Below are 22,284 nucleotides of genomic sequence, written 5' to 3' on the forward strand. Positions count from 1 at the left end.
GCGTTACGTCAAAGACAATTCCGTATTTTCCGCAGTACCTGGAGGCCCCACCATGACCACCTTCGTGGACCGCGTCGAGCTGCATGCCGCCGCGGGTAACGGAGGCCACGGCGTGGCCTCCGTGCACCGTGAGAAGTTCAAGCCGCTGGGCGGCCCCGACGGGGGTAACGGCGGGCGCGGCGGCGACGTGATCCTCGTCGTCGAGCAGTCCGTCACCACGCTGCTGGACTACCACCACCACCCCCACCGCAAGGCCACGAACGGCCAGCCCGGCGCGGGTGACAACCGTTCGGGCAAGGACGGCCAGGACCTCGTGCTGCCCGTCCCGGACGGCACCGTCGTCCTCGACAAGGCCGGCAACGTACTGGCCGACCTCGTCGGTCAGGGAACCACCTTCGTCGCGGGCCAGGGCGGCCGCGGCGGCCTCGGCAACGCCGCGCTGGCCTCCGCCCGCCGCAAGGCACCCGGTTTCGCGCTGCTCGGCGAGCCGGGGGAGAGCCGGGACATCGTCCTCGAGCTCAAGACCGTCGCCGACGTCGCGCTCGTCGGCTACCCGAGCGCCGGTAAGTCCTCGCTGATCTCGGTGCTCTCCGCGGCCAAGCCGAAGATCGCGGACTACCCGTTCACGACCCTCGTCCCGAACCTGGGCGTCGTCACCGCGGGCTCCACCGTCTACACCATCGCCGACGTCCCGGGGCTCATCCCCGGTGCCAGCCAGGGCAAGGGCCTCGGCCTGGAGTTCCTGCGGCACGTCGAGCGCTGCTCCGTCCTGGTGCACGTCCTGGACACCGCGACGCTGGAGTCCGACCGCGACCCGCTCTCCGACCTCGACATGATCGAGGAGGAGCTGCGGCTGTACGGCGGCCTCGAGGACCGCCCGCGCATCGTCGCCCTCAACAAGGTCGACATCCCCGACGGCCAGGACCTCGCCGACATGATCCGCCCCGACCTGGAGGCGCGCGGCTACCGCGTCTTCGAGGTCTCGGCCATCGCGCACAAGGGCCTCAACGACCTCAGCTACGCCCTGGCGGGCATCATCGCCGAGGCGCGGGCCACCAAGCCGAAGGAGGAGTCGACGCGCATCGTGATCCGCCCCAAGGCGGTCGACGACGCCGGCTTCACCGTGACGGTCGAGGAGGACGGTATCTACCGCGTGCGCGGCGAGAAGCCGGAGCGCTGGATCCGTCAGACCGACTTCAACAACGACGAGGCCGTCGGTTACCTCGCCGACCGTCTCAACCGCCTCGGTGTCGAGGACGCGCTCCGCAAGGCGGGCGCCCAGGCCGGTGACGGCGTGGCCATCGGTGCCGAGGACAACGCGGTCGTCTTCGACTGGGAGCCGACCATGGCAGCCGGCGCCGAGATGCTGGGCCGTCGCGGTGAGGACCACCGGATGGAGGCGCCCCGGCCCGCCGCGCAGCGACGCCGCGAGCGGGAGTCGGAGCGCGACGACTCGCAGCGCGAGTACGACGAGTTCGACCCCTTCTAGGCACCTGTTCCCGGGCACCCCCGCGCGCGGCGGGGGTGCCCGGATTCACAGAGAACTGCCAGGTGGCAGGCGGTACGGCAGCCGAGGATGTGCGGATTGCGTGACACGTCTGTGGAGTCCGTCACTCCGGGTGTCTCCCCGGGAGGGGGCAATCTGCCTGGCCAGGCGGTGAACGGCGGGTTTCCCAGTGGCGAGCACCGGTAAACGTGCGCCTTGCGAGACGCTCACGGAGAGTGCGACCATCACACTGTTCCCCCCTGTCATCGCAAGGTAGGTCGTCTGTGTCTGTGCCTCATGAAGCCAAGCCCCGGACCACAGCGGTCGTGCTCGCCGGTGGGACCGGCCAGCGTGTGGGACTGTCGATCCCCAAGCAGCTGCTGAAGATCGCCGGTAAGGCAGTCATCGAGCACACGCTGAGCATCTTCCAGAACGCCGAGGGCATCGACGATGTCATCGTGCTGATGGCGCCGGGCTTCGTGCCCGACGTCGAGAAGATCGTCGCCAAGGCCGGGCTGACCAAGGTCGTCAAGGTCATCGAGGGTGGCCACACCCGGAACGAGACCACCGAGCGTGCCATCGCGGCCCTCGGTGAGGGGCTCGCGGAGGGCGAGGACCGCAACGTCCTCTTCCACGACGCGGTCCGTCCACTGCTGTCACAGCGCGTCATCAAGGACTGCGTGGACGCCCTCGACCGCTACCAGGCGGTCGACGTCGCCATCCCGTCCGCCGACACGATCATCGTGACCCGGACCCACGGCGAGGACGGCGAGTTCATCACCGACGTCCCGGACCGGTCCCGGCTGCGCCGCGGCCAGACCCCGCAGGCGTTCAAGCTGTCCACGATCCGCAAGGCGTACGAGGTCGCTGCCGGTGACCCGAACTTCCAGGCGACGGACGACTGCTCGGTCGTCCTGCGCTACCTCCCCGACGTGCCGATCTACGTGGTCGCGGGCGACGAGTACAACATGAAGGTGACCCAGCCGGTCGACGTCTTCATCACCGACAAGCTCTTCCAGCTGGCCTCCACGGCGGCACCGCGTCAGGCCGACGAGGCCGCCTACCGTGAGCTGCTGTCGGGCAAGACCCTGGTGGTCTTCGGCGGTTCGTACGGCATCGGCGCTGACATCGCCACGCTGGCCGAGCAGTACGGCGCCAGCGTGTACGCCCTGGGCCGCTCCACCACCGGTACGCACGTCGAGAACCCCGAGCACATCGACGACGCGCTGTCCAAGGCGTACGCCGAGACCGGTCGCATCGACTACGTGATCAACACCGCGGGTGTGCTCCGCATCGGCAAGCTCGCCGAGACGGACAACACGACGATCCAGGAAGCGCTGAACGTCAACTACCTGGCGCCCGTGCAGATCGCCCGCGCCTCGTACAAGTACCTGGCCGAGACCCAGGGGCAGCTGCTCCTGTACACCTCCAGCAGCTACACCCGGGGGCGTGCCGAGTACAGCCTCTACTCCTCCACCAAGGCCGCGATGGTGAACCTCACCCAGGCGCTGGCCGACGAGTGGGCGGGTGAGGGCATCAGGGTCAACTGCGTGAACCCGGAGCGCACCGCCACCCCCATGCGGACCAAGGCGTTCGGCCAGGAGCCGGAGGGATCGCTGCTCTCGTCCGAGGCCGTGGCGCGCACCTCGCTGGACGTCCTCCTGTCCGCGATGACGGGCCACGTCATCGACGTACGGCAGCAGGATCCGACCCGTGACGTCACCGAGGCGTCGGGCTTCGAGCAGGCGCTGGCCTCGGTCCTGGACCGTCAGGAAGATGTGTAATAATTCTTGACAAATGTGCTTATACGGGCCTCTGGATTCACCTTTCGGGTGAATGCGGAGGCCCGAGTGCGTGAAGCCGAATCTTCACAATTCCCTCCATACGTGAATCAACCGGCACCCCCTGGAGCAGGTTCTTCGTGATTTCGACAGCCATTCGCCTGGCCCGTGTGGGCAGTCGGTCGGAACTGCTGGCAGCAATATTGATGACGCTGGGATACCCGTGCGTCATGGTCGCCGCTCTCCTTCCCGACATCTGGTTCTTCGCGGCGGCCACGGCTGTCACGTACGTCGCGGACTGGTATCTGCACCAGCGCGGCAGCTATCTGGTCAACCGGCTCAGCAAGGTACGGGCGGGGCTGCCCATCCGCTTCCTGCTTCGCCAGCTGATGGTCATCCTGCTGCTGGCCCGGCTGGATCTCGCCGAGGAACCGCTCTTCTACGCGGCGGTGGCGTGCTTCCTCGTCTTCTACGGTCTGCAGGCCCCGCACGGCGCGCTGACGACGCTGATCCGGCTGCGCCGCAGCCTGCCGATCGTCACCCGCAACGTGGACCTGCACGCCGTCCGCATCCCTGACGCCCCGCCGCGCGCGCTGCTGCACCGCGCCGGCGAGAAGATGCTCCACCTGGACCTGCCCGCGGTGGCCGGTGTCCTGATCGCGGCCGGCACGGGTGAGGACTACCTCGGGTACATCGGGGCGGGGGTGACGCTGCTGCTGGCCGTCGGTTACAACGCCCTGCTCGTCCCGTACCTGCGCCGGAGCAGGCGGGCGCCCTCCGCCTCCGCCGTGCTGAAGGCCCTCGACACATGGCTGGGCGAGTACCAGCCGACCGTCGTGCTCTACTTCTCCGGCTCCAACGAGTCCGCGTACCAGGGCAACATGTGGCTCGACACGATGGCCGCCGTGGAGGGCCGTCCGCTGATCGTCATGCGTGAGCGGAACCTCGTGTCGCAACTCGCGGACACCTCCGTACCCGTGGTCTGCGTGCCGGCCGGCACCCACCTGATGAACATGGACCTCTCCACGGTCCGTGTGTGCCTGTATCCGGCCAATGTCGGCAAGAACATCCACATGCTGCGCGTCCCGACCATGAAGCACGTGTTCATCGGCCACGGCGACAGCGACAAGCTGGCCAGCGTCAACCCGTACTCCAAGGTGTACGACGAGGTGTGGACGGCCGGCCGTGCGGGCCGCGACCGCTACGCCCTGGCCGACGTCGGCATCCGCGACGAGGACATCGTCGAGGTCGGGCGGCCGCAGCTGGCGCCCATCGAGAGCTGGACCGGCACCACCAGGAATCCGATCCCGACGGTGCTGTACGCCCCCACCTGGGAGGGCTGGGACGACAATCCCGGCAACACCTCGCTGCTGCTGGCCGGTGAGAACATCGTCCGCCGACTGCTGACGGCGGACGACCCGGTCCGGGTCATCTACAAGCCGCACCCTTTCACCGGTATCCGCAGCGCCAAGGCCAAGGCCGTCAACGCCCGGATCAAGGCCCTGGTCGCCAAGTCGGCGCAGGAGCGCGCCGCCGACCCCCGCTGGGTGAAGGAGGCCTCGGCCGCCGCCGCCGGCCAGAGCGCCGCCAAGGCGGAACTGGTGCGCATCGAGGCCCGGCTGGCCGAGCTGGCGAAGCCCGGCAGGGCCGGGGGTGACGAGTCCGAGGAGTCACGGGTCGCGCTGGCCGATCCGGCCCGCCAGACGGAGATCAGCTCCCTGCGGGCCGAGTGGAACGACGCCTACTGGCGTTCCTTCGGCTGGTGGGAGCACAAGACGGTCACCGGCGCGCAGCCGAAGCTCTACGACTGCTTCAACCAGTCCGACGCCATGGTTTCGGACATCTCCAGCGTGGTGTCCGACTTCATCGCCAGCGGCAAGCCGTACGCGGTCACGGACTCGGCGGAGCTCGGCAGGGATGAGTTCAAGCGTCAGAACACCGCCGTGCGGGCTGCGGTCATCCTCTCCAACGGTGCTCAGGAGATCGACGAACTGCTGGTCGCCGTCGCCGACCCGTCGGCAGACTCCCTCGCGGAAGCCCGCCACGAGCTGAAGACCTATCTGCTGGGTCCGGACGAGCCGACCTCCATGGAGCAGTTCAACGCGGCGGTCCAGGCTCTGGCGGCCCGGGCCGAGGCGCGCAACGCGGGCGTCGCGCAGCGTGTGGGCGAGCAGATCGCGGCCCCGCTGCCCGACCCCGAGGCCGAGTCCAGCGGTGTCGGTGACGGGGCGCAGGAGATCGTCGCCGAGGTCGATCCCGACGGGCCGTCCCCGGATGCCGACGCGGGGATCGGCGCCGGTCCCTCCGCGATCCGCTGACCGTCGGCCGGCCGGCGGCGCGAGGTCGCGCCGCCGACCGGCTCCGGCAGCCGGATGCGGGGCGGGAACCGGATGCCGGTCCGGCAGTGGTGCGGGGCTGACAACCGGGTGTAATCCGGCTGTCATCCAGTTGTTCGAAAGTCATCCGGTTCGCGACGCAACCCATGCAACGGCCCGTCCGTCTCTTCCTCCGGGAGGGGAACGTACGGGCCGTTCGGCGTGTCCGTGCATAGAGCACGTGATGCCTCGTCGTTCTATCGTTTCTCCTGATTGATACGTATATGCGTGAACCGGGGAGAGATGAGCAGCAGCACACCGGACGTGACCGTCATCATCGGCGCCTACCAGGCGATGCCGTATCTGATCCGCTGTCTGGAATCTGTCGACGCGCAGACGCTTCCGGCCGAGCGCATGGAGATCGTGGCGATCGACGACGGGTCGACCGACGGTACGGGGGAGTACCTGGAGGAGTTCGCGGCGCGGACCGCCATCGAGATGCGTGTCGTCCGCCAGGAGAACTCGGGTGGTCCCAGCGGTCCGCGCAATCGCGGTATCGGCCTCGCGCGCGGCAGGTACGTCTTCTTCCTCGACGCGGACGACTACTTCGGTGAGGAGGCGCTGGAGCGCATGGTCTCCATGGGCGACCGGGCGGGCACCGATGTGGTGCTCGGCAAGGTCGTCGGCGTCAACCGCGGTGCCGCGAAGTCGATGTGGAAGCAGACGGTGGAGCGGGCCGACCTCTACTCCTCCAACATCAAATTCACCCTGAGCGCCCAGAAGCTGTTCCGCCGGGACCTTCTGGTCCGGTTCGGGATGACCTTCGACGAGAGCCTCAAGACGGGTGAGGACGCGCTCTTCACCATGGAGGCGTATCTGCGGGGCAACGGCGTCTCCGTCGTCGCCGACTACACCTGCTACTACCTGGTCGGCCGGGACGACGGCAAGCACGTGACGAAGAGCGGCAGCTACGTGCTGCGCTTCGACTCCGCCCGGGCCCTGACCGCCCTGATCGCCGAGCACGTGCCGCCAGGGCCCAAGCGGGACATCCTGATGGTCCGCCCGTTCGTCATCACCCTGCTCCCGCAGTTCGGGCCGGCCCTGCTGCGGCAGTCCGACGAGGTGCGGAAGAAGAAGCTGGAGCTGGCGGCGCCGATCCTGCAGGCCTACTGGTCACCCGGTCTGGCCCGTCGGCTCAAGGTCAACGAGCGGCTCCGGCTGATCTGTATCTCCAAGGGCAGGCTCGACCTGCTCCTGGACATCCTGCAGTTCGTGCAGGACAAGAAGAAACCCCGTGTCGTCCGCAAGGGACTTCGCGGCAGGCCGTACCTGGTCTACCCCCACTTCGGTGAGGGCGCGGCGCTGCCCCTGTCGGCGTACGAGCTGACCGTGCCCGAGTGGATCGGCCGCAAGCGTATCGATGTGCCAGGACCCCAGTCCCTGTCCGCCTTCCTGCGCCGCGCGGCGGGCAAGGTGCGCAGGACGGTCAGGTCCGCCGGCCTGCGCATGCCGCGCCGCGCCCACTAGGTCCGAGGCGGGCACGGTGCGGCGGTGGAGGTGCTTCCGGTTGCTTTCGGGCGGCCTGCTGCGCCCGGGGCCTCCTGTTGCTCCGGGTTCTCCCATGCTGGCGTAGGCGAACGCGGCCCCTACTGCTCGGGGCGCAGCAGCCTACGGACCGGGCGCCCCACCACGCGTCGTGCGCGCCGGTAGGCGGACGGCCACGCGGCCGCACCGTCGCTCGCCTGGACCTTGATGCTGACCGGACCGGTCTTCTTCTCGAGCTGGCTGCGCAACTGGGCGTTCTGCGCGGACAGCTCCGCCATCCGGCTCTGCATCCAGCTGAAGCGGCTGCTCAGCGAGTCGGGGTCGCTCTCGGTCCACGGGCGGACGGCGGGAGGAAGGGCGAGCTTGGACACCTGTGCGTCGAACGCCCTGCCGCTGTCGCCGTGGTGGAAGGTGTTCTCCAGACCGTTCTTCTCCATGAAGCCGGTGAAGCGGAGGAAGCGTTCCTTGTGGCCGTTCACCAACTCGCCGAAGTCGGCGGCCTCGTACAGCTCCGCCGGGTCGATGTCGCTCGGCGTCTCGGAGATCTTGCGGTGGGGGATGCCGAAGTACCGGCAGAGCTCGAGGGTCCGGGAGTCACTGCAGAGCACGGTGCTCGGCACCCCGGCCAGGAGCGCGGCGATGTTCCCGTGGATGCGCGAGCCGAACGAGAAGTCGAACGCGCGCAGTTCCTCGATCCACGTGAGCGGGTCGACGTAGAGCCTGACCTTGCCCTCGCGGTACATCGGGTGGGACGGATGGGTCGGCATCGAGGTCTGCGCCCCGATCGGGTTCGAGGTCTCCCGCCAGTGGAGCAGCTGGGCCTCGAGGAGGTTCTGCCCGACGAACCGCAGATTCGGGTAGCGCTCGTGGGCCTGGCGGATGATCGCGTCCAGGCCGTGCGAACGTACGGCGCTGTGCGAACCGTTCACCGAGATCAGGGATTCCGCGGTGAGTTCTTCGGACTTCTTCTCGAGCTGGAACGTCTCGCCGTTCATGAACATCGAGGGGCAGCCGATGACCTCGACGTCCCGGAATCCCATGTTCTTGAGGTACTGCTCGGTGAACTCGCCCCGCACCCCGATGGACGCGCTGCGGTTGAGCACCTCCGTGACGAATTCCCTGACCGTCGGCTCCATCGGCTTCAGCCGTGCCGCGTCGTACTTGAGGTCGGCCTGCGCGCCGACACCCAGCACGACGACGGGGATGCGCAACTTCTTGATCAGCTGCGTCATACGCTTCAGGGGCCGCTCGAAGGTCGGACGGAACGCGTTCGCCAGAGGCACGACGAACACGTCGAACTCCTCGTTGATGCGCGCCGCCGCGGACGGATCCGTGCGGATGCCGTTCGAGAAGACCTCTGCCCGCGGAGTCGTCAGCAGCTTGTGCGCGGCATCACTGAAAATCAGGTTGCCCGCGTTGGTCGCGAAGACATCTCTGTCGAGGGACTGTTCGAGCGAAGCCACATCGAAGGGGCTTTTGCCCGATCTGAGAAGAATGCGCCTCTGGCGGGTCGGTTCATCTGTCACGTAATAGAGGGTAGCCCGATGAATGGCCGGTGGAGATTACGTAAATGACTCCATTCAGGGGCATGTCGGAGGGTGACCTGGCTCGGTTTGTCTGCTCAGGGGGCAGCCGTCAGGTGACAACAGCTGAGACGGCACGGTGCTCACCAGGCCCCTCGCGTAGATTGAGGAGGGCCGAGCAGTTCGACGTGATGGGGACGGGCGTACGTGTCAGGGGCAAGGGAAACCGAAGGCGTGGCAGGCGGACCCGGAGGCGCGCTCCATGACCCCGCCGGGGACGGCGCCGAGCGCAGGCCGGGCGTGACCGGTGCCCGCAGGATCGTCGTGAAGGTCGGCTCCTCCTCGCTCACCACCGCGGCGGGCGGTCTCGACGCCGACCGGGTCGACGCGCTCGTCGACGCGCTCGCCAAGGTCAGGAGCGGCGGGGAGCGCGAGATGGTCCTCGTCTCCAGCGGCGCCATCGCGGCCGGTCTCGCCCCCCTCGGTCTCGTCCGCCGGCCCAAGGACCTGGCCCGGCAGCAGGCGGCCGCCAGCGTCGGCCAGGGACTCCTCGTCGCCCGCTACACCGCGTCCTTCGCCCGCTACGGCGTGCGGGTCGGACAGGTGCTCCTGACCTCGGACGACACCAGCCGGCGCGCCCACTACCGCAACGCGTACAGCACGCTCGACCAGCTCCTCGAGATGGGCGCGTTCCCCGTCGTCAACGAGAACGACACCGTCGCCACGGACGAGATCCGCTTCGGGGACAACGACCGGCTCGCCGCGCTCGTCGCACATCTCGTCCACGCGGACCTCCTCGTACTCCTGTCCGACGTCGACGGTCTCTACGACGGGGACCCGACCACGCCGGGCACATCCCGCATCGCGGAGGTGAGCGGACCGGCGGACCTGGAAGGCGTCACCATCGGGAGTGCGGGGAAGGCGGGCGTCGGCACCGGGGGCATGGTCACCAAGGTCGAGGCCGCCCGGATCGCCACCGCCGCGGGTATCCCCGTCGTCCTCACCTCGGCGAGCCATGTCGCCGACGCCCTCGCGGGGCGCGACACCGGCACGTACTTCCACCCCACCGGGCGCCGTTCGGCCGACCGGCTGCTCTGGCTGGCCCACGCCTCGACCCCGCAGGGTGCCCTCACGCTCGACGAGGGAGCCGTGCGCGCCGTCGTCGAGCGCCGCACCTCCCTGTTGCCGGCCGGGATCTCCGCGGTCGAGGGCGAGTTCTCCGCGGGGGATCCGGTCGAACTGAGGGACCCCGCCGGCCGGGCCGTCGCCCGCGGGCTGGTCAACTTCGACGCCAAGGAGATCCCCCAGCTGCTCGGCCGCTCCACCCGCGACCTCGCGCGTGAACTCGGTCCCGCCTACGAGCGCGAAGTCGTACACAGGGACGATCTCGTCGTCCTCACGCCCCGTACGACCCCCTGAAACGGCTGAAAGTCCAGCCTTCGGGCGGAGACCTTCACGAAAACCGCCCCACGCCCGGCCCCGGGCTGGTCAACTTTGTCACAGGGACACAAAAGGGGTCGGGACCGCTACACATTCACAGGAGGCCACCGGTGAGACGAGCGCGCCCGGGGGCGTTGCCCCGCGGAACGGGCAGCCGTGCCCTGACCAGTGTCGGGGCGGGATCCGACTTCGTCGGTACACCCACCGATCAGACCATCGAACAGGAACCGGTGGTGACGGACGAGGAACCGACCCGCTCCAAGCTGTGGCACATCACCCTCAGCGTCTCCGGCGGTGAGACGCCCCTGAAGGAGGTCCGTCGCGGACTGGAGCAGCTGGCGCACGACCACCCCTTCCTGCTCACCAGCCGGTATGCCAACGACCACGCTGAGATCCGTTACTGGGAAGAGGCCCGGGACCTCCATGACGCCGCGGCGGTCGCTCTGCGGCTGTGGGGGGAGCACCGGTCCAGTGCGCAGCTCCCGCCCTGGGAGATCGTCGGCCTGGAGGTCATCGACCGGGAGACCTACCACCTGCGTGTCGCCGAGGGCTACGGCCCGCCGCCGGCCGCCCCCGTGGGAGTGCACCCGTACTGACCGGGATCCGGCAGGGGACCGGTTCCTGATCCTGCACGGGGCCGGTTCGTGATCCGGCCCGGTACCGGTTCGTGATCCGGCCCGGGGCCGCGAACGTCCTCACGGCGCAGTCCCGACGGGCCGGACTCGCCGGGTGGACGGGCGGTGGGGTGGGCGGGCAGTCGGGTGGGCGGGCACCGGTACGGCTGTCTCGCATCACGGGATACGTGCCGGATGCCCGCAGCATGCGCACTACCCTGCGGGCATGACCACGCTTTCGCCGTACGACAACATGTCCCCGGTCGCCCAGGCCGCCTACCGGGCACGCGCCGCCGCCGACGACATCGCGCCACTCCCGCGCGCGGCGAAGGACGACGCCCTGATGGCGATCGCGGACGCCCTCGAGGTGCGCACCGGCGAGATCGTCGAGGCGAATGCCGAGGACGTCGCGAAGGCCCGGGAAGCCGGTACCAGCGAGTCGATCGTCGACCGGCTCACCCTCACGCCGGAGCGGATCCGCGCGATCGCCGCGGACGCGCGCGACGTGGCCGCGCTGCCCGACCCGGTCGGTGAAGTGGTCCGTGGATCCACCCTCCCCAACGGCATCGACCTGCGTCAGGTGCGGGTGCCGCTCGGAGTCGTCGGCATCATCTACGAGGCCCGGCCCAACGTGACGGTCGACGCCGCCGCGCTCTGCCTCAAGTCCGGCAACGCGGTGCTGCTGCGTGGGTCGTCGTCGGCGTACGCCTCAAACACCGCACTCGTGCGGGTGCTCCGCGACGCCGTGGGCGGGTCCGGGCTTCCGGCGGACGCGGTGCAGCTCGTCCCGGGCGAGAACCGCGACTCGGTGCGCGAGCTGATGCGGGCACGCGGCCTCGTCGACGTGCTCATCCCGCGTGGCGGCGCCTCCCTGATCCGCACCGTGGTGGAGGAGTCGACGGTCCCCGTGATCGAGACGGGTACCGGCAACTGCCACGTGTACGTGGACGCGCGGACCGATCTCGCCATGGCCGTCGAGATCCTGGTCAACTCCAAGGCGCAACGCCCGAGCGTGTGCAATGCCGCCGAGACCCTCCTGGTCCACAAGGACGTCGCCGCCGACTTCCTTCCTCTGGCCCTGGACGCACTGGCCGAGGCCGGAGTGACCGTGCACGGTGACGAGCGGGTACTCGCGTACGCCGAGGGTTCCAAGGCCACCGTCGTGGCGGCGACGCCCGAGGACTGGGAGACCGAGTACCTCTCGTACGACATCGCCGCCGCGGTCGTGGAGTCCCTGGAGTCCGCCGTGGCGCACATCCGCCTCTGGTCGTCCGGCCACACCGAGGCGATCGTCACCACATCCCAGGCTGCGGCCCGCCGGTTCACCCAGTTGGTGGATTCCACGACGGTCGCTGTGAACGCGTCCACCCGCTTCACGGACGGAGGTCAGTTCGGGTTCGGTGCCGAGATCGGAATCTCCACGCAGAAGCTGCACGCCCGAGGGCCGATGGGTCTGCCCGAGCTGACATCCACGAAGTACATCGTCACCGGCGACGGCCACATCCGTTAACGGGACTTTTCCGGCGGGGTGGACGAATCCGCGGGTCGGGCGACTTTGCGGGCTCCCTGCCCAAATCGCCCCGCCGGGGCTACGCTGAAGCTGTGCCGGACGACGTGGGGGGCAGGCCGTTCCCTGATGGCTGGGAGCCCGACGACGACCGCGGGGGCGCGGACGAGGACTTCGCCTCCGTGGTGTTCGACGAGGACTTCGTCCGGTCCGCCGAGATCCACGAACCCACCGCGGTCGAGCGTCTGCTGGCCGCCGCGCAAGCCCGCGCCGAGGCTGAGGCGCGAAGGGCACGTTCGGGCGGCGGCGCCCTGGACGACGATCTCCACGACGACGGCTACGGCTCCGGCGGCGTGTACGGCCACGAGAGCGGCTTCGGCGGCTCCTGCGACCCCGATGACCCGGAAGCCGCTTACGAGGGCGACGACGGCCCGTACGGATGTCATGGCGGTTCCCTGCGCCCCTACCGGGGTTCGGCCCGCTGGCACCGGCCGGTCGCCTGGCTGCTCGCCCTTCTCATGGGGATCGGGATGGTGGCTCTCGCCTTCAGCGCCGTGTACCGGGGCGGGGCGGCCAACCGGCAGGACCAGGTGCCTACACCGGCCACCAGCGGCGTCGGCGAGCCAGGCACGGCTCCTTCCGCCTCGGCCGACTACTCACGCCCCGCCCTTTCCGCCGTTCCCCGCACTCCGTGAGCAGCCGGGGTGCGCGGGGCGGCCGGGATGGGCGGGACGGGCGGGGTGCGCGGGGCGGCCGGGATGGGCGGGAGCGTGACGGCCGTCAGCCCGTCAGCCCGTCAGCGCGTCAGCTTGTGAGCGCGGGAGCCCGTGAGCGCGAGGTGAGCCCTTGAGCCCGTCGGGCTCCTGCCCGGCCGGCCTGAGGTGAACGCGTAGCCAGGACCCCGCTTCCGCACGGCTCCTCCCAGGCCGTCCTTCCACCCTGCCCTCCCCGGCCGTCGTGCCGGCAGTCCCTGGGGTGCAGGCAAGCCCCTTCCTCCCTCCGCTCCGGTTCCCCTCCCGGCCGCGCTCCACCTGCGCTCTCACCTGCGGGGCGTTTACCTTGATGAGGATCGACCCAATCTGAAGGTACGACCTTGTGATGTCTCCTCCCCGTCCCCGTCTCCGGGGAGAGGGCCAGCCACTTGTCCAGCTGTCGAACCCGTGACGGACAGGTCCGCCCGGTGCCGACCGGCCCAGGGCGGATCCCAGCGCCAGCCTCCGCCGGTGGCGCGGAGATCGGGAGAAGCCATGACAGGCCGTGGGGAACCGCCGGAAGGTCCGCCCGACAACCCGGGCGGAGAGGACGAGTACCGCTCCCTCGTCTTCGACGACGCGTTCGTCCGCGCTGCCCGGCTCCAGGAGTTCTCGGCGCAGGAACGCATGGGCGGGCAAGCGCGCGCCGTACGCTCGCTCCCCGGCAGCGGCACCCGCCGGCACCGGTCGCGGGCCGGTGTCGCTCTCGTCGTGCTGATCGCGCTCGCATTCGCCACCGCGATGTACGTCAACTTCCGCAACCCCTACCCGACACCCGTCACCAGACGCGCGGAGCCGCTGCGCACGACCGTGGTCCCACTTGCTCCCGAGGACCGCGTGCCCGGAGGAACAGCCGAGTCGCTCCTTGCCGACGGTCCGGCAGCGGCCCACGCCACCGGCGCCTCAGGCATCAACCTGCCGTCGGTCCGGCGGACCGAGAACTTCTCGGACAGCCAGGTGACCATGGCCCTCACCACGGTCAAGGACTACCTCGTGAACTCCTCCCTCGACCCGGACGTGATCACCGGCGGGGTGGTCCGGCCGGTCGGACGGCTCCTCGATCCGGACCAGACGGCGCAGTTCGACCGGAGCATGGAATCACCGGCCGCCGACGGCGAGCACAGCGCGACAGGCTGGCTGGTGCGCTTCGACCCGGCCGAAGTGGAACTGGCCGACCCCGACATCCGGGTCCACGGCACCCTCGCCTACGCGGAGGTGGGGCCGGACACCCTGGAGGTGGCGTCCGACCACACCTTCACGTACGCGCTGCGGCCCGCCGTGTCCGGCCCCCACCGGGCCGATGGAGCCTCTCTGTTCACCGTGCGTCGCGTCCTGCGTTTCCTGCTCGACCGGGAGGACATCCGGCTGCACCGGCTGGAGGTCCGCAGCGCCTACGTCCAGGCCGGCCCGCAGTCGTGCTCGGCCGTGACCACGGGAGCCCTGCACCCACTGCTCGCGGGCCGACGCGCGGACACCCGCGGCCCCGCGGGCACCGACCCCTACGCCACGGGTGTGCCGACCGCGGCGCTCTGCGGCACTCTGGCCGTCACGTCCCCGACTCAGGGCCCTCCTCAGGGTCCGGACGCCTCCACGTCCCCTCGGAACCGTCCGTAGCGCCCGGGCCGCGCCTGTCGCCCTTGCCCGCGCCGCCACCAGCAGCTCCGCCGCCCGCGCCCGTGAACTTGTCCCGGAGCTTGCCTCCGAGGTCGCCCGCACCGCCCGCGATGTCGCCGACGAGCTTCATCAGCGGGTCCTTGCTGGTGCGGACCGTGTCCGCGTAGTGCGCGGCGGACTCGCGGAACGAATCCGTCACCGAGGTGTCCTTGTCCTCGTCGCGCTTGGGGTAGTGGCCGTCCATGATGCGCTGGAAGTCACGGCTCTCCGACCACTTCTTCAGCTCGGCCGCCCGGACCGTGGTGAACGGATGCGTCCGGGGGAGCACATTGAGAATCTTGAGCACGGAGTCGCGGAGGTCACCGCTCTTCTCGTACTCGTCGGCCTGGGCCAGGAACGCGTCCACATTCATCTCATGGAGATGATTGCCGCCGGCGATCTTCATCAGCCCGCGCATCGATGCACGCAGATCCTGCCCCACCAGCAGACCGGCCCGGTCCGCGGACAGTTCGGACTTGCGGAACCACTCGCGCAGCGCGGTCACGATGGCCATGATCGCGACATTGCCGAGCGGGATCCATGCCACCTTGAGCGCGAGGTTGGTGAGGAACAGCAATATCGTGCGGTACACCGAGTGACCGGACAGGGCGTGGCCCACCTCGTGGCCTACGACGGCACGCATCTCCTCCTCGTCGAGCAGCTCCACCAGCCCGGTGGTCACGACGATGACCGGCTCGTCGAGGCCGATGCACATGGCGTTCGGCTGCGGGTTCTGCGTCACGTACATCGAAGGGACCTTCTCGAGGTCCAGGATGTAACAGGCGTCCCGCAACATGTCGTTGAGATGCGCGAACTGGGCGTCGCTCACCCGGACGGAGTCCGACAGGAAGAGCAGCCGCAGGCTGCGCTCGGGAAGCAGGCCGCTGAGCGCCTTGAACACGGTGTCGAAACCGCTCAGCTTGCGCAGGGCCACCAGGGCCGAGCGGTCCGCCGGATGCTCGTAGGCCCGCGAGGAGATGTCCGGGAATCGCCTGCGGTGCCTGCTCGGCACGCTCTCGTGACTGGTGTCGGTCATGGATGCCCCCTGTTCGTACGAGACGTTGCTCGTCCCCCTGACAAAAGCCAGCGTATGTGCTGGCGCTACGGTGTGCGGGGGGCTGTGGATAACTTTGAGGAGCGCCCGGAATGCCGCACACCGCCGTCATGCTCGCCGCAGTGTCCGAGGACCAGGGACCGGGCAACACGCTTCGCGTCGTGCTGCTCGTCGCACTCGTCGGAGCGGCCCTGCTCGCCTGGATCCTGCTGCGCGGATACCGCAACGACGACAACAACGACTGAGTCGGCGTGAGCGTGCCCGCGACGCCCGCATACGATGTGCGCGACGTCTCCCTCCTGATTCCCGATGGATAGGTCCTGCAGAAGATGAGCCTCTCGAGCACCGCGCACCAGCTGGTCACCCTCGCCTCCGAAGGCGAGCAGGGTGGTAACCACGAAAGCCTCAGCCCGTACCTCACCGGTGGCGGAGCGCTCGTCGCCCTGCTGCTCCTGCTGTGGATCACCACGCGCTTCAACCGCGACCGCTGAGTCCGGGGCGAACAGCTGTACCAGTAGGGTCTGCACGCATGGGAGAGCAGGAAGTGCCTACCGGCCGCGGCAAGCGCCGCCTGGGCGTGATGGGCGGGACTTTTGACCCGATCCATCACGGACACCTGGTGGCGGCCAGTGAAGTGGCCGCCCACTTCCACCTGGACGAGGTGGTCTTCGTCCCGACCGGGCAGCCCTGGCAGAAGAGTCACAAGCAGGTGTCCCCGGCCGAGGACCGTTATCTGATGACGGTCATCGCGACGGCGTCCAACCCGCAGTTCTCGGTCAGCCGCAGCGACATCGACCGAGGCGGACCGACGTACACGATCGACACGCTGCGGGACCTGCGCACCGCCCACGGCGACGCGGACCTCTTCTTCATCACCGGCGCCGACGCCCTGTCACAGATCCTGACCTGGCGGGACGCCGAGGAACTGTTCTCGCTCTCCCACTTCATCGGTGTGACCCGGCCGGGTCACCTCCTGACCGACGACGGCCTCCCCAAGGGCGGGGTCTCGCTCGTGGAGGTGCCCGCACTGGCGATCTCGTCCACGGACTGCCGCGCCAGGGTCGCGCAGGGCGAGCCGGTCTGGTACCTGGTGCCGGACGGCGTCGTCCGCTACATCGACAAGCGCCAGCTGTACCGCGGCGAATGAGCCACGCAGAGGGGCACCTGTGAACGACCGACAGAACCCGTACGACCCGTACCAGCAGCCGCAGATCATCGGCTACGACGAGTACGGGCAGCCGGTCTACCAGCAGCAGGGGCAGGGGCAGCAGCAGGGGCAGCAGCAGTACGACCCGTACGCCCAGCAGCAGCCCCAACAGCCCCAGCAACAGGACGGCCAGTCGCAGCAGGGCTATGGCTACGGCTACGACCCGTATGCCGGTGCGCAGCAGCAGTACGACCCGTACGCCGCCCAGCACACCCAGCAGCCCACGCAGCAGCCGCAGCAGCCCACGCAGCAGGGATACGGCTACGGCGACGACTACGGCGCGTACGGCTACGACACCGGCCGGCAGCCCGCCGTGGACGACTCCACCCAGCAGTGGACCGCGACCCAGGCCCCTGCCGCGGCCGTGCCGTCACCGCCGGTGCCGGAACAGCGGCGTGAACCCGAGCCACCGGCCGAGCCGGTCGTGCCCGGACAGCGCCGTGCCGACGGTGAGCCGGGTACCGAGCAGTTCGCCTTCATCGAGGAGCCCGACGAGGACTCCGAAGACGTCATCGACTGGCTGAAATTCACCGAGAGCCGCAGTGAGCGGCGCGAGGAGGCACGACGGCGCGGCCACAACCGGATGGTCGCACTGATAGTCGTCGTGGCCCTGGTGGTCGTCGGTGGAGCGGGCTACCTCTGGTTCGCCGGGAAGATCCCGGGCGTCTCGGGCGGCGACGGGCAGAGCACCACGGCGACGGGCCCGCAGAAGCGCGACGTCATCGTCGTCCACCTGCACAACACCAAGAAGGGCGGCACCTCGACGGCGCTGCTCGTCGACAACGTCACCACCGGGCAGGGCACCACGGTCCTGCTCCCCAATTCGCTCGCCGTGGCAGGGGACGACGGGTCCACCACCACGCTGGGCAAGTCGGTCGACGACGACGGGTCCACGGGTACCCGTGAGGCGATAGACACCCTGCTCGGGACCAGCATCAGCGGCACCTGGCGTCTCGACACGCCGTACCTCGAGAACCTCGTCGAGCTCGTCGGCAACATCGAGGTCGACACCGACACGACTGTGCCCGACTCCAAGAAGGGCGCCTCGCCGCTCGTCGACAAGGGGGAGGGGCAGACGCTGAGCGGCCCGATGGCCGTCGCGTACGCGACCTACCAGGGCGAGGGCGAGCCCGAGGCCAAGCAGCTCATGCGCTTCGGCCAGGTCATGCGCAGTGTGCTGCGCAAGCTGTCCGAGGACCCCAAGGCCGCGACCGTCACCATCGAGACGCTCGCCCAGATCCTCGACCCGTCCCTGCCCGAGCAGGACCTGGGCGCCTCGCTGGCGAAGCTCGCCGGGCACGCCAAGGTGGGTGACTACAAGACGGAGCTTCTTCCGGTCCAGGACGACGGGACCCTCACGGAGAAGGCCACCGCGAGCGTGGTCAAGGAAGTCCTGGGCGGCAAGGTGAAGGCCCCGGAACAGGGTGCGGCGGTACGCGTCGGCATCAAGAACGCCACGGGGAACACCAAGGGCACCGAGTCCGCGAGGGTCCAGCTCGTCAACGGCGGCTACGCCTTCGTCGACAGTGGCAAGGCGGATACCGCGACGTCGTCCCAGGTGGTGTATGGGGCCGCTGAGGACAAGGCGAAGGCGGTCGAGGTCGCCAAGACCCTGGGGCTGCCGGAGAGCTCGGTGAAGAAGGGCGAGCCCGCCGCGAACGCGGACGTGTCCGTCGCCCTCGGACAGGACTACAAGATCCCCGGGCAGACGTCGTAAGGGCTGTCGGCGGTCCGTGAGACCCTAGAGGTCGATCTGACCGCCGACGAAAGCCTGCATGTGACCGCCACGGACCGCTCCATCGAGCTCATCAACGCCGCCGCTCAGGCGGCCGCCGACCGGCTCGCGCACGACATCATCGCCTACGACGTCAGCGATGTGCTGTCGATCACCGACGCCTTCCTGCTGGCTTCGGCCCCCAACGACCGCCAGGTCAAGTCGATCGTCGACGAGATCGAGGAGCGGCTGCAGAAGGAGCTCGGCGCCAAGCCGGTTCGCCGCGAGGGCGACCGCGACGCCCGCTGGATCCTTCTCGACTACGTCGACATCGTGATCCATGTCCAGCACAGCGAGGAGCGTGTGTTCTACGCGCTCGAGCGCCTGTGGAAGGACTGCCCCGAGATCGCCCTCCCCGAGGACGCGGTCAAGACCCGGGGCAAGGCCGAGGAGCACGCCCAGCTCAACGGCGGCACGGAAGGTGACCAGAGCTGAACGGCAGCAGGAGCGGCAGAGGCCGCAAGATCGTCCTTTGGCGGCACGGCCAGACGGCGTGGAATCTGGAGCGCCGTTTCCAGGGGTCCACGGACATCGAGCTGACCGAGACCGGCGTCGGGCAGGCCCGCCGCGCCGCCCGGCTGCTCGCGTCGCTGAAGCCGGACGCCATCGTGGCGTCCGACCTTCGGCGCGCCGCGGCCACGGCCGCCGAGCTCAGCTCGGTCACCGGCCTCGACGTCGCCCACGACTCCGCATTGCGTGAGACGTATGCGGGCGCCTGGCAGGGGCTCACGCACGAGGAGATCGTCGGCCAGTACGGCGAGCAGTACGCCGCGTGGAAGCGTGGTGAGCCCGTCCGCAGGGGTGGTGGCGAGCTCGAGACCGAGGTCGCCGACCGGGCCGCCCCTGTGGTGCTGGAGCACGCCGGCAAACTGCCCGACGCCGGTACGCTCGTCGTCGTGAGTCACGGTGGCACCATCCGGACCACCATCGGCCGTCTGCTCGGGCTCGAGTCCCACCACTGGGAGGGGCTCGGCGGGCTCTCCAACTGCTGCTGGTCGGTGCTGGGCGAGGGTGCGCGGGGCTGGCGCCTGCTCGAGCACAATGCCGGGACGCTCCCCGAACCGGTGCTCGGGGACGACGATTAGCGGGAGCCCGGAGGTCCTCTCCGGGCGGCGGGGGCCGGATTTCACTTTCCGGCTCGTCGCAGGCTAAAGTTCTTCTTGTTCGCAGCGCGGAAACGCAGGGAAACACAGCGGACAGCGGGGCTATAGCTCAGTTGGTAGAGCGCCTGCATGGCATGCAGGAGGTCAGGAGTTCAATTCTCCTTAGCTCCACAGTCAAGATCCCGTCCCCGACAGGGGGCGGGATCTTTTTTTGGCGGCCATTCTCGACGCGGCGGTTCATGTGCGCCGGTCGCGCCTCAACTCCCTTGGCCCGCCTACGACAAGGGCCGTAGGGGTGTTCCGGCGCTGTCTTCGCAGGTGCGAGGGCCGACTCCGTGGGCCTCCTTCGCGACAAAGGCGGTCGGCGGGGCGGTCGTCGGGCTGACCCCCTCGCGACGCCATGGCAGAATCGGAGCGCCGGAGGGGGCGACGGACCGATCGGGAGGGAGCGCGATGCCTGCGAGCCGCGTACGGGTCCCGGGTCCGCCCCTCGCGTACATCGCGACCCACCGTCCCGTCACCCTTGATTCCCTCTCGCCCCTTTTCCTCGGCGCCTCGCGCGAGGGCCCCTACGCGTGCACGGCCTGCGGCCACCCTCGGAGCTGACCGGATGGGTGCACACAGGCGGAAATGTGACTGGTGCGGCAGCGGTACGCCCATCGTCAGGGACATGGATCCGGTCAACACGGAGTTCCAGTACTGGTGCGAGGAGTGCGCGCGGGCGCTGATCATAAAAGGCGACCCCATCGAGACGTACCGGGAGCTCGAAGGGGAGCCCATCTACGGCCGACTCCTCGAGGAGCACTGCACCCTCAAACGGTTCTACTCCTTCGCGACCGCTTGACGAGCTGCCCCCGGTCGGCTTGTTCATGATCGGAGCAACCGCTGGTCAGAGCTGCGCGCACCGGTCATATCCGGACGGAGTGGAAACGATTTTTGATGGGCCGGTGGGAGCGTGTAATGTTCTCGATGTCGCCAGGGAAACCGGGCGGCAAACAGTACGGGGCTATAGCTCAGTTGGTAGAGCGCCTGCATGGCATGCAGGAGGTCAGGAGTTCAATTCTCCTTAGCTCCACAGTGAAGAAGCGGGTCATCCGGATCGGATGACCCGCTTCTTGTTGTGTCCCTCACCCTCCGACGTGTTCGGCGGTGTACGGGTCAGGCGCGTCCGCTGCCCAGGGGCCCTGCGCGGGGCACCTGGCAAGCGCGGGCCGTTCCGCGGGCGCCGTCGTACTGCGCGCTGTGCCCGGGCCCGCAGGTGCATCGGAAGGGCGAGCCGTTCGGAGTCGCGCGGCGGGGGCTCGTACGGCGGCGGGGACCTGTAGGGAGGCGCCGAGTACTGCTGATGCACCTGAGGCGTTCGACCGGACGGCGGGGACGCGTGGTCCGTCGTCCCGTGCGCAAGGGCTCCGGGCGTTCCCGGGGCCGTGAGCGTCCGAGAGCGGACCGCGGTGCCGTGTATGCCTGGTTCGTCGCCCCGGCCGGGCGCGTCGGGCGGCAGACCCCGGCCGGGCGGCGGAGCCACGGACTCCGTACCGGGGAGCACGGAGGCGCGCATGACCGGATCGGACGCGGACGGGGGGCGACCGGGCCCGTCAGACCGGTGACGAGCTCCGTGAGCAGGCGTTCGGCCGGACCGGGCAGCAGGCGCAGGGCGAGCACGGCGGCCACCGCGGTCAGGCAGAGCATGTACGTCACCACGACCCAGGTCGTGGGCCGGCGTGAAGGCCGTGCACCAGGGCGGCGCGCCACGCGGAGTACGCCAGCGCGTGCAGGGCGTGCCGGCGGCCCGCGATCCTGCCGGGGGCGGCGAACGCGCTGCGCATCGCCCCGGTGGCCGCGGCGACGGTCATCAGCAGCCCGGCCAGTGAGCCGAAGCAGATGAGACCCGCGGTGCCGCTCACGCCCGTGCCGAACGGTACGAGGGCGCCGAGCGGACCGACGTGCCCGAGCGTGACCTTCACGGTGCCGTGCAGCAGGAGGAAGCCGAGCGAGGTGACGGCGGCTGCTCGATGGATGCCCTGGCAGACGGGCCGCTGGCGGGTCGAGTGGAACACCCGGTCGGTGGCCAACAGGCCCCCGGCTCATACCCGGGACTGAGCCCAGGGAGGGGGAGGAACGGATCCTGCGATGAGGCTTCATGGGGGCGAGTCCGAACGGCTCGGCAAAGCGGTCCCGTTGCCGCATGCCAGGTCGCCCTCTACCGGCCGGTACCGGGTCTGAGCGGTTGCCCCGACAGGAGGCAGTACGCGGAGTAACCGCCGGGGCGTGTGAGTCGTGTGGAAGATTCGCGCCGACCGTGTGCCTGTCGGACGCCCACGTGGCGCGACTCCTACGGCCTCGAGACGGGATGTGTGCCGGGCCGCGCACCGGGCCCGTGCGGTACCCTGACGCCATGCGTGCCGTACGCCTTCTGCTCAGCGAGCCGCGCTGATCACTCCCGACCGGTGAGAATGCCTGGTCGGACTTGGCGCGGCGTCCCCTCCTGTGCGAGGGGATTTTTCGTTTCCGCAGACGCGTGTCCGTAGAC

Annotated in this window: 19 protein-coding genes and 2 tRNA genes; 18 read left to right on the top strand and 3 right to left on the bottom strand. The window is 69.3% G+C overall.

The window, feature by feature from the left end:
* Nucleotides 1-52 precede the first annotated feature (52 nt).
* The 4 genes from obgE (at nucleotide 53) to LWJ43_RS22465 (ending at nucleotide 7,109) form a co-directional block, all read left to right on the top strand.
* Complete coding sequence (obgE, locus tag LWJ43_RS22450) at nucleotides 53-1,489, top strand: GTPase ObgE (RefSeq protein WP_277334013.1); 1,437 nt, start codon at nucleotides 53-55, stop codon at nucleotides 1,487-1,489.
* 281 nt (nucleotides 1,490-1,770) lie between these two features.
* Entirely contained in the window at nucleotides 1,771-3,270 is a 1,500-nt protein-coding gene (locus LWJ43_RS22455; protein WP_277334014.1) for a bifunctional cytidylyltransferase/SDR family oxidoreductase, read from the top strand.
* Nucleotides 3,271-3,497: 227 nt separating this feature from the next.
* A complete protein-coding gene (locus tag LWJ43_RS22460; protein WP_277334015.1) occupies nucleotides 3,498-5,585 on the top strand; it encodes a hypothetical protein in 2,088 nt (695 codons plus the stop codon).
* 300 nt (nucleotides 5,586-5,885) lie between these two features.
* Entirely contained in the window at nucleotides 5,886-7,109 is a 1,224-nt protein-coding gene (locus LWJ43_RS22465) for a glycosyltransferase family 2 protein (RefSeq protein ID WP_277334016.1), read from the top strand.
* Between the two features lie 119 nt (nucleotides 7,110-7,228).
* Here the strand turns inward: LWJ43_RS22465 and LWJ43_RS22470 are convergent, their stop codons facing one another.
* Nucleotides 7,229-8,653, bottom strand: coding sequence for a polysaccharide pyruvyl transferase family protein (locus tag LWJ43_RS22470; RefSeq protein WP_277334017.1), 1,425 nt, complete (start codon nucleotides 8,651-8,653; stop codon nucleotides 7,229-7,231).
* A 297-nt stretch (nucleotides 8,654-8,950) separates the two neighbouring features.
* On the opposite strand from LWJ43_RS22470, the gene proB reads away from it, so the two are divergent.
* The 5 genes from proB (at nucleotide 8,951) to LWJ43_RS22495 (ending at nucleotide 14,577) form a co-directional block, all read left to right on the top strand.
* A complete protein-coding gene (proB, locus tag LWJ43_RS22475) occupies nucleotides 8,951-10,069 on the top strand; it encodes a glutamate 5-kinase (protein ID WP_277335964.1) in 1,119 nt (372 codons plus the stop codon).
* A gap of 131 nt (nucleotides 10,070-10,200) precedes the next feature.
* Nucleotides 10,201-10,686 carry a hypothetical protein gene (locus tag LWJ43_RS22480; RefSeq protein ID WP_277334018.1) on the top strand — a complete coding sequence of 162 codons (486 nt, stop codon included), beginning with the start codon at nucleotides 10,201-10,203 and terminating at the stop codon, nucleotides 10,684-10,686.
* Between the two features lie 244 nt (nucleotides 10,687-10,930).
* Nucleotides 10,931-12,214 (top strand): glutamate-5-semialdehyde dehydrogenase, encoded by a 1,284-nt coding sequence (locus LWJ43_RS22485; RefSeq protein WP_277334019.1) that lies wholly within the window; start codon nucleotides 10,931-10,933, stop codon nucleotides 12,212-12,214.
* Nucleotides 12,215-12,306: 92 nt separating this feature from the next.
* Complete coding sequence (locus LWJ43_RS22490) at nucleotides 12,307-12,906, top strand: SCO2584 family spore wall biosynthesis protein (protein WP_277334020.1); 600 nt, start codon at nucleotides 12,307-12,309, stop codon at nucleotides 12,904-12,906.
* A 552-nt stretch (nucleotides 12,907-13,458) separates the two neighbouring features.
* Entirely contained in the window at nucleotides 13,459-14,577 is a 1,119-nt protein-coding gene (locus tag LWJ43_RS22495) for an SCO2583 family membrane protein (RefSeq protein WP_277334021.1), read from the top strand.
* Here the strand turns inward: LWJ43_RS22495 and LWJ43_RS22500 are convergent.
* On the bottom strand, nucleotides 14,510-15,652 hold the full coding sequence (locus LWJ43_RS22500) for a M48 family metallopeptidase (RefSeq protein ID WP_277334022.1): 1,143 nt from the start codon (nucleotides 15,650-15,652) through the stop codon (nucleotides 14,510-14,512). The genes LWJ43_RS22495 and LWJ43_RS22500 overlap by 68 nt on opposite strands.
* A 110-nt stretch (nucleotides 15,653-15,762) precedes the next feature.
* On the opposite strand from LWJ43_RS22500, the gene LWJ43_RS22505 reads away from it, so the two are divergent.
* The 9 genes from LWJ43_RS22505 to LWJ43_RS22545 all read left to right on the top strand — a co-directional run bounded on the left by LWJ43_RS22505 (nucleotide 15,763) and on the right by LWJ43_RS22545 (nucleotide 20,829).
* Nucleotides 15,763-15,915, top strand: coding sequence for a hypothetical protein (locus tag LWJ43_RS22505; protein WP_277334023.1), 153 nt, complete (start codon nucleotides 15,763-15,765; stop codon nucleotides 15,913-15,915).
* A gap of 84 nt (nucleotides 15,916-15,999) precedes the next feature.
* Nucleotides 16,000-16,161 carry a hypothetical protein gene (locus LWJ43_RS22510; RefSeq protein ID WP_014156327.1) on the top strand — a complete coding sequence of 54 codons (162 nt, stop codon included), beginning with the start codon at nucleotides 16,000-16,002 and terminating at the stop codon, nucleotides 16,159-16,161.
* A 38-nt stretch (nucleotides 16,162-16,199) separates the two neighbouring features.
* The gene (gene nadD, locus LWJ43_RS22515; RefSeq protein WP_277334024.1) at nucleotides 16,200-16,817 is read left to right on the top strand and encodes a nicotinate-nucleotide adenylyltransferase; all 618 of its coding nucleotides are present in this window, start codon (nucleotides 16,200-16,202) and stop codon (nucleotides 16,815-16,817) included.
* 19 nt (nucleotides 16,818-16,836) lie between these two features.
* Nucleotides 16,837-18,594 (top strand): LCP family protein, encoded by a 1,758-nt coding sequence (locus LWJ43_RS22520; RefSeq protein WP_277334025.1) that lies wholly within the window; start codon nucleotides 16,837-16,839, stop codon nucleotides 18,592-18,594.
* A 60-nt stretch (nucleotides 18,595-18,654) separates the two neighbouring features.
* A complete protein-coding gene (gene rsfS / locus LWJ43_RS22525) occupies nucleotides 18,655-19,086 on the top strand; it encodes a ribosome silencing factor (protein ID WP_006124372.1) in 432 nt (143 codons plus the stop codon).
* Nucleotides 19,083-19,736, top strand: a complete 654-nt coding sequence (locus LWJ43_RS22530; protein WP_277335965.1) for a histidine phosphatase family protein — start codon at nucleotides 19,083-19,085, stop codon at nucleotides 19,734-19,736. The genes rsfS and LWJ43_RS22530 overlap by 4 nt, the downstream gene beginning before the upstream one ends.
* Before the next feature lie 116 nt (nucleotides 19,737-19,852).
* Nucleotides 19,853-19,925: transfer RNA gene (locus LWJ43_RS22535), tRNA-Ala, on the top strand.
* Between the two features lie 439 nt (nucleotides 19,926-20,364).
* Nucleotides 20,365-20,598, top strand: coding sequence for a hypothetical protein (locus tag LWJ43_RS22540; RefSeq protein ID WP_014156331.1), 234 nt, complete (start codon nucleotides 20,365-20,367; stop codon nucleotides 20,596-20,598).
* 158 nt (nucleotides 20,599-20,756) lie between these two features.
* A tRNA-Ala gene (locus tag LWJ43_RS22545) sits at nucleotides 20,757-20,829 on the top strand.
* A 619-nt stretch (nucleotides 20,830-21,448) separates the two neighbouring features.
* Here the strand turns inward: LWJ43_RS22545 and LWJ43_RS22550 are convergent.
* Nucleotides 21,449-21,826, bottom strand: coding sequence for a hypothetical protein (locus LWJ43_RS22550; RefSeq protein WP_277334026.1), 378 nt, complete (start codon nucleotides 21,824-21,826; stop codon nucleotides 21,449-21,451).
* Nucleotides 21,827-22,284: the final 458 nt, after the last annotated feature.

It is taken from the genome of Streptomyces sp. JH34, from assembly GCF_029428875.1.
Taxonomy (GTDB): Bacteria; Actinomycetota; Actinomycetes; order Streptomycetales; family Streptomycetaceae; genus Streptomyces.

Bases quoted from the DNA above. Each gene is read 5' to 3' on its own strand.
- obgE (WP_277334013.1), top strand. From the start codon at position 53: ATGACCACCTTCGTGGACCGCGTCGAGCTGCATGCCGCCGCGGGTAAC.
- LWJ43_RS22460 (WP_277334015.1), top strand. From the start codon at position 3,498: ATGGTCGCCGCTCTCCTTCCCGACATCTGGTTCTTCGCGGCGGCCACG.
- LWJ43_RS22465 (WP_277334016.1), top strand. From the start codon at position 5,886: ATGAGCAGCAGCACACCGGACGTGACCGTCATCATCGGCGCCTACCAG.
- LWJ43_RS22485 (WP_277334019.1), top strand. From the start codon at position 10,931: ATGACCACGCTTTCGCCGTACGACAACATGTCCCCGGTCGCCCAGGCC.
- LWJ43_RS22495 (WP_277334021.1), top strand. From the start codon at position 13,459: ATGACAGGCCGTGGGGAACCGCCGGAAGGTCCGCCCGACAACCCGGGC.
- LWJ43_RS22500 (WP_277334022.1), bottom strand. From the start codon at position 15,652: ATGACCGACACCAGTCACGAGAGCGTGCCGAGCAGGCACCGCAGGCGA.
- LWJ43_RS22505 (WP_277334023.1), top strand. From the start codon at position 15,763: ATGCCGCACACCGCCGTCATGCTCGCCGCAGTGTCCGAGGACCAGGGA.
- LWJ43_RS22510 (WP_014156327.1), top strand. From the start codon at position 16,000: ATGAGCCTCTCGAGCACCGCGCACCAGCTGGTCACCCTCGCCTCCGAA.
- nadD (WP_277334024.1), top strand. From the start codon at position 16,200: ATGGGAGAGCAGGAAGTGCCTACCGGCCGCGGCAAGCGCCGCCTGGGC.
- LWJ43_RS22540 (WP_014156331.1), top strand. From the start codon at position 20,365: ATGGGTGCACACAGGCGGAAATGTGACTGGTGCGGCAGCGGTACGCCC.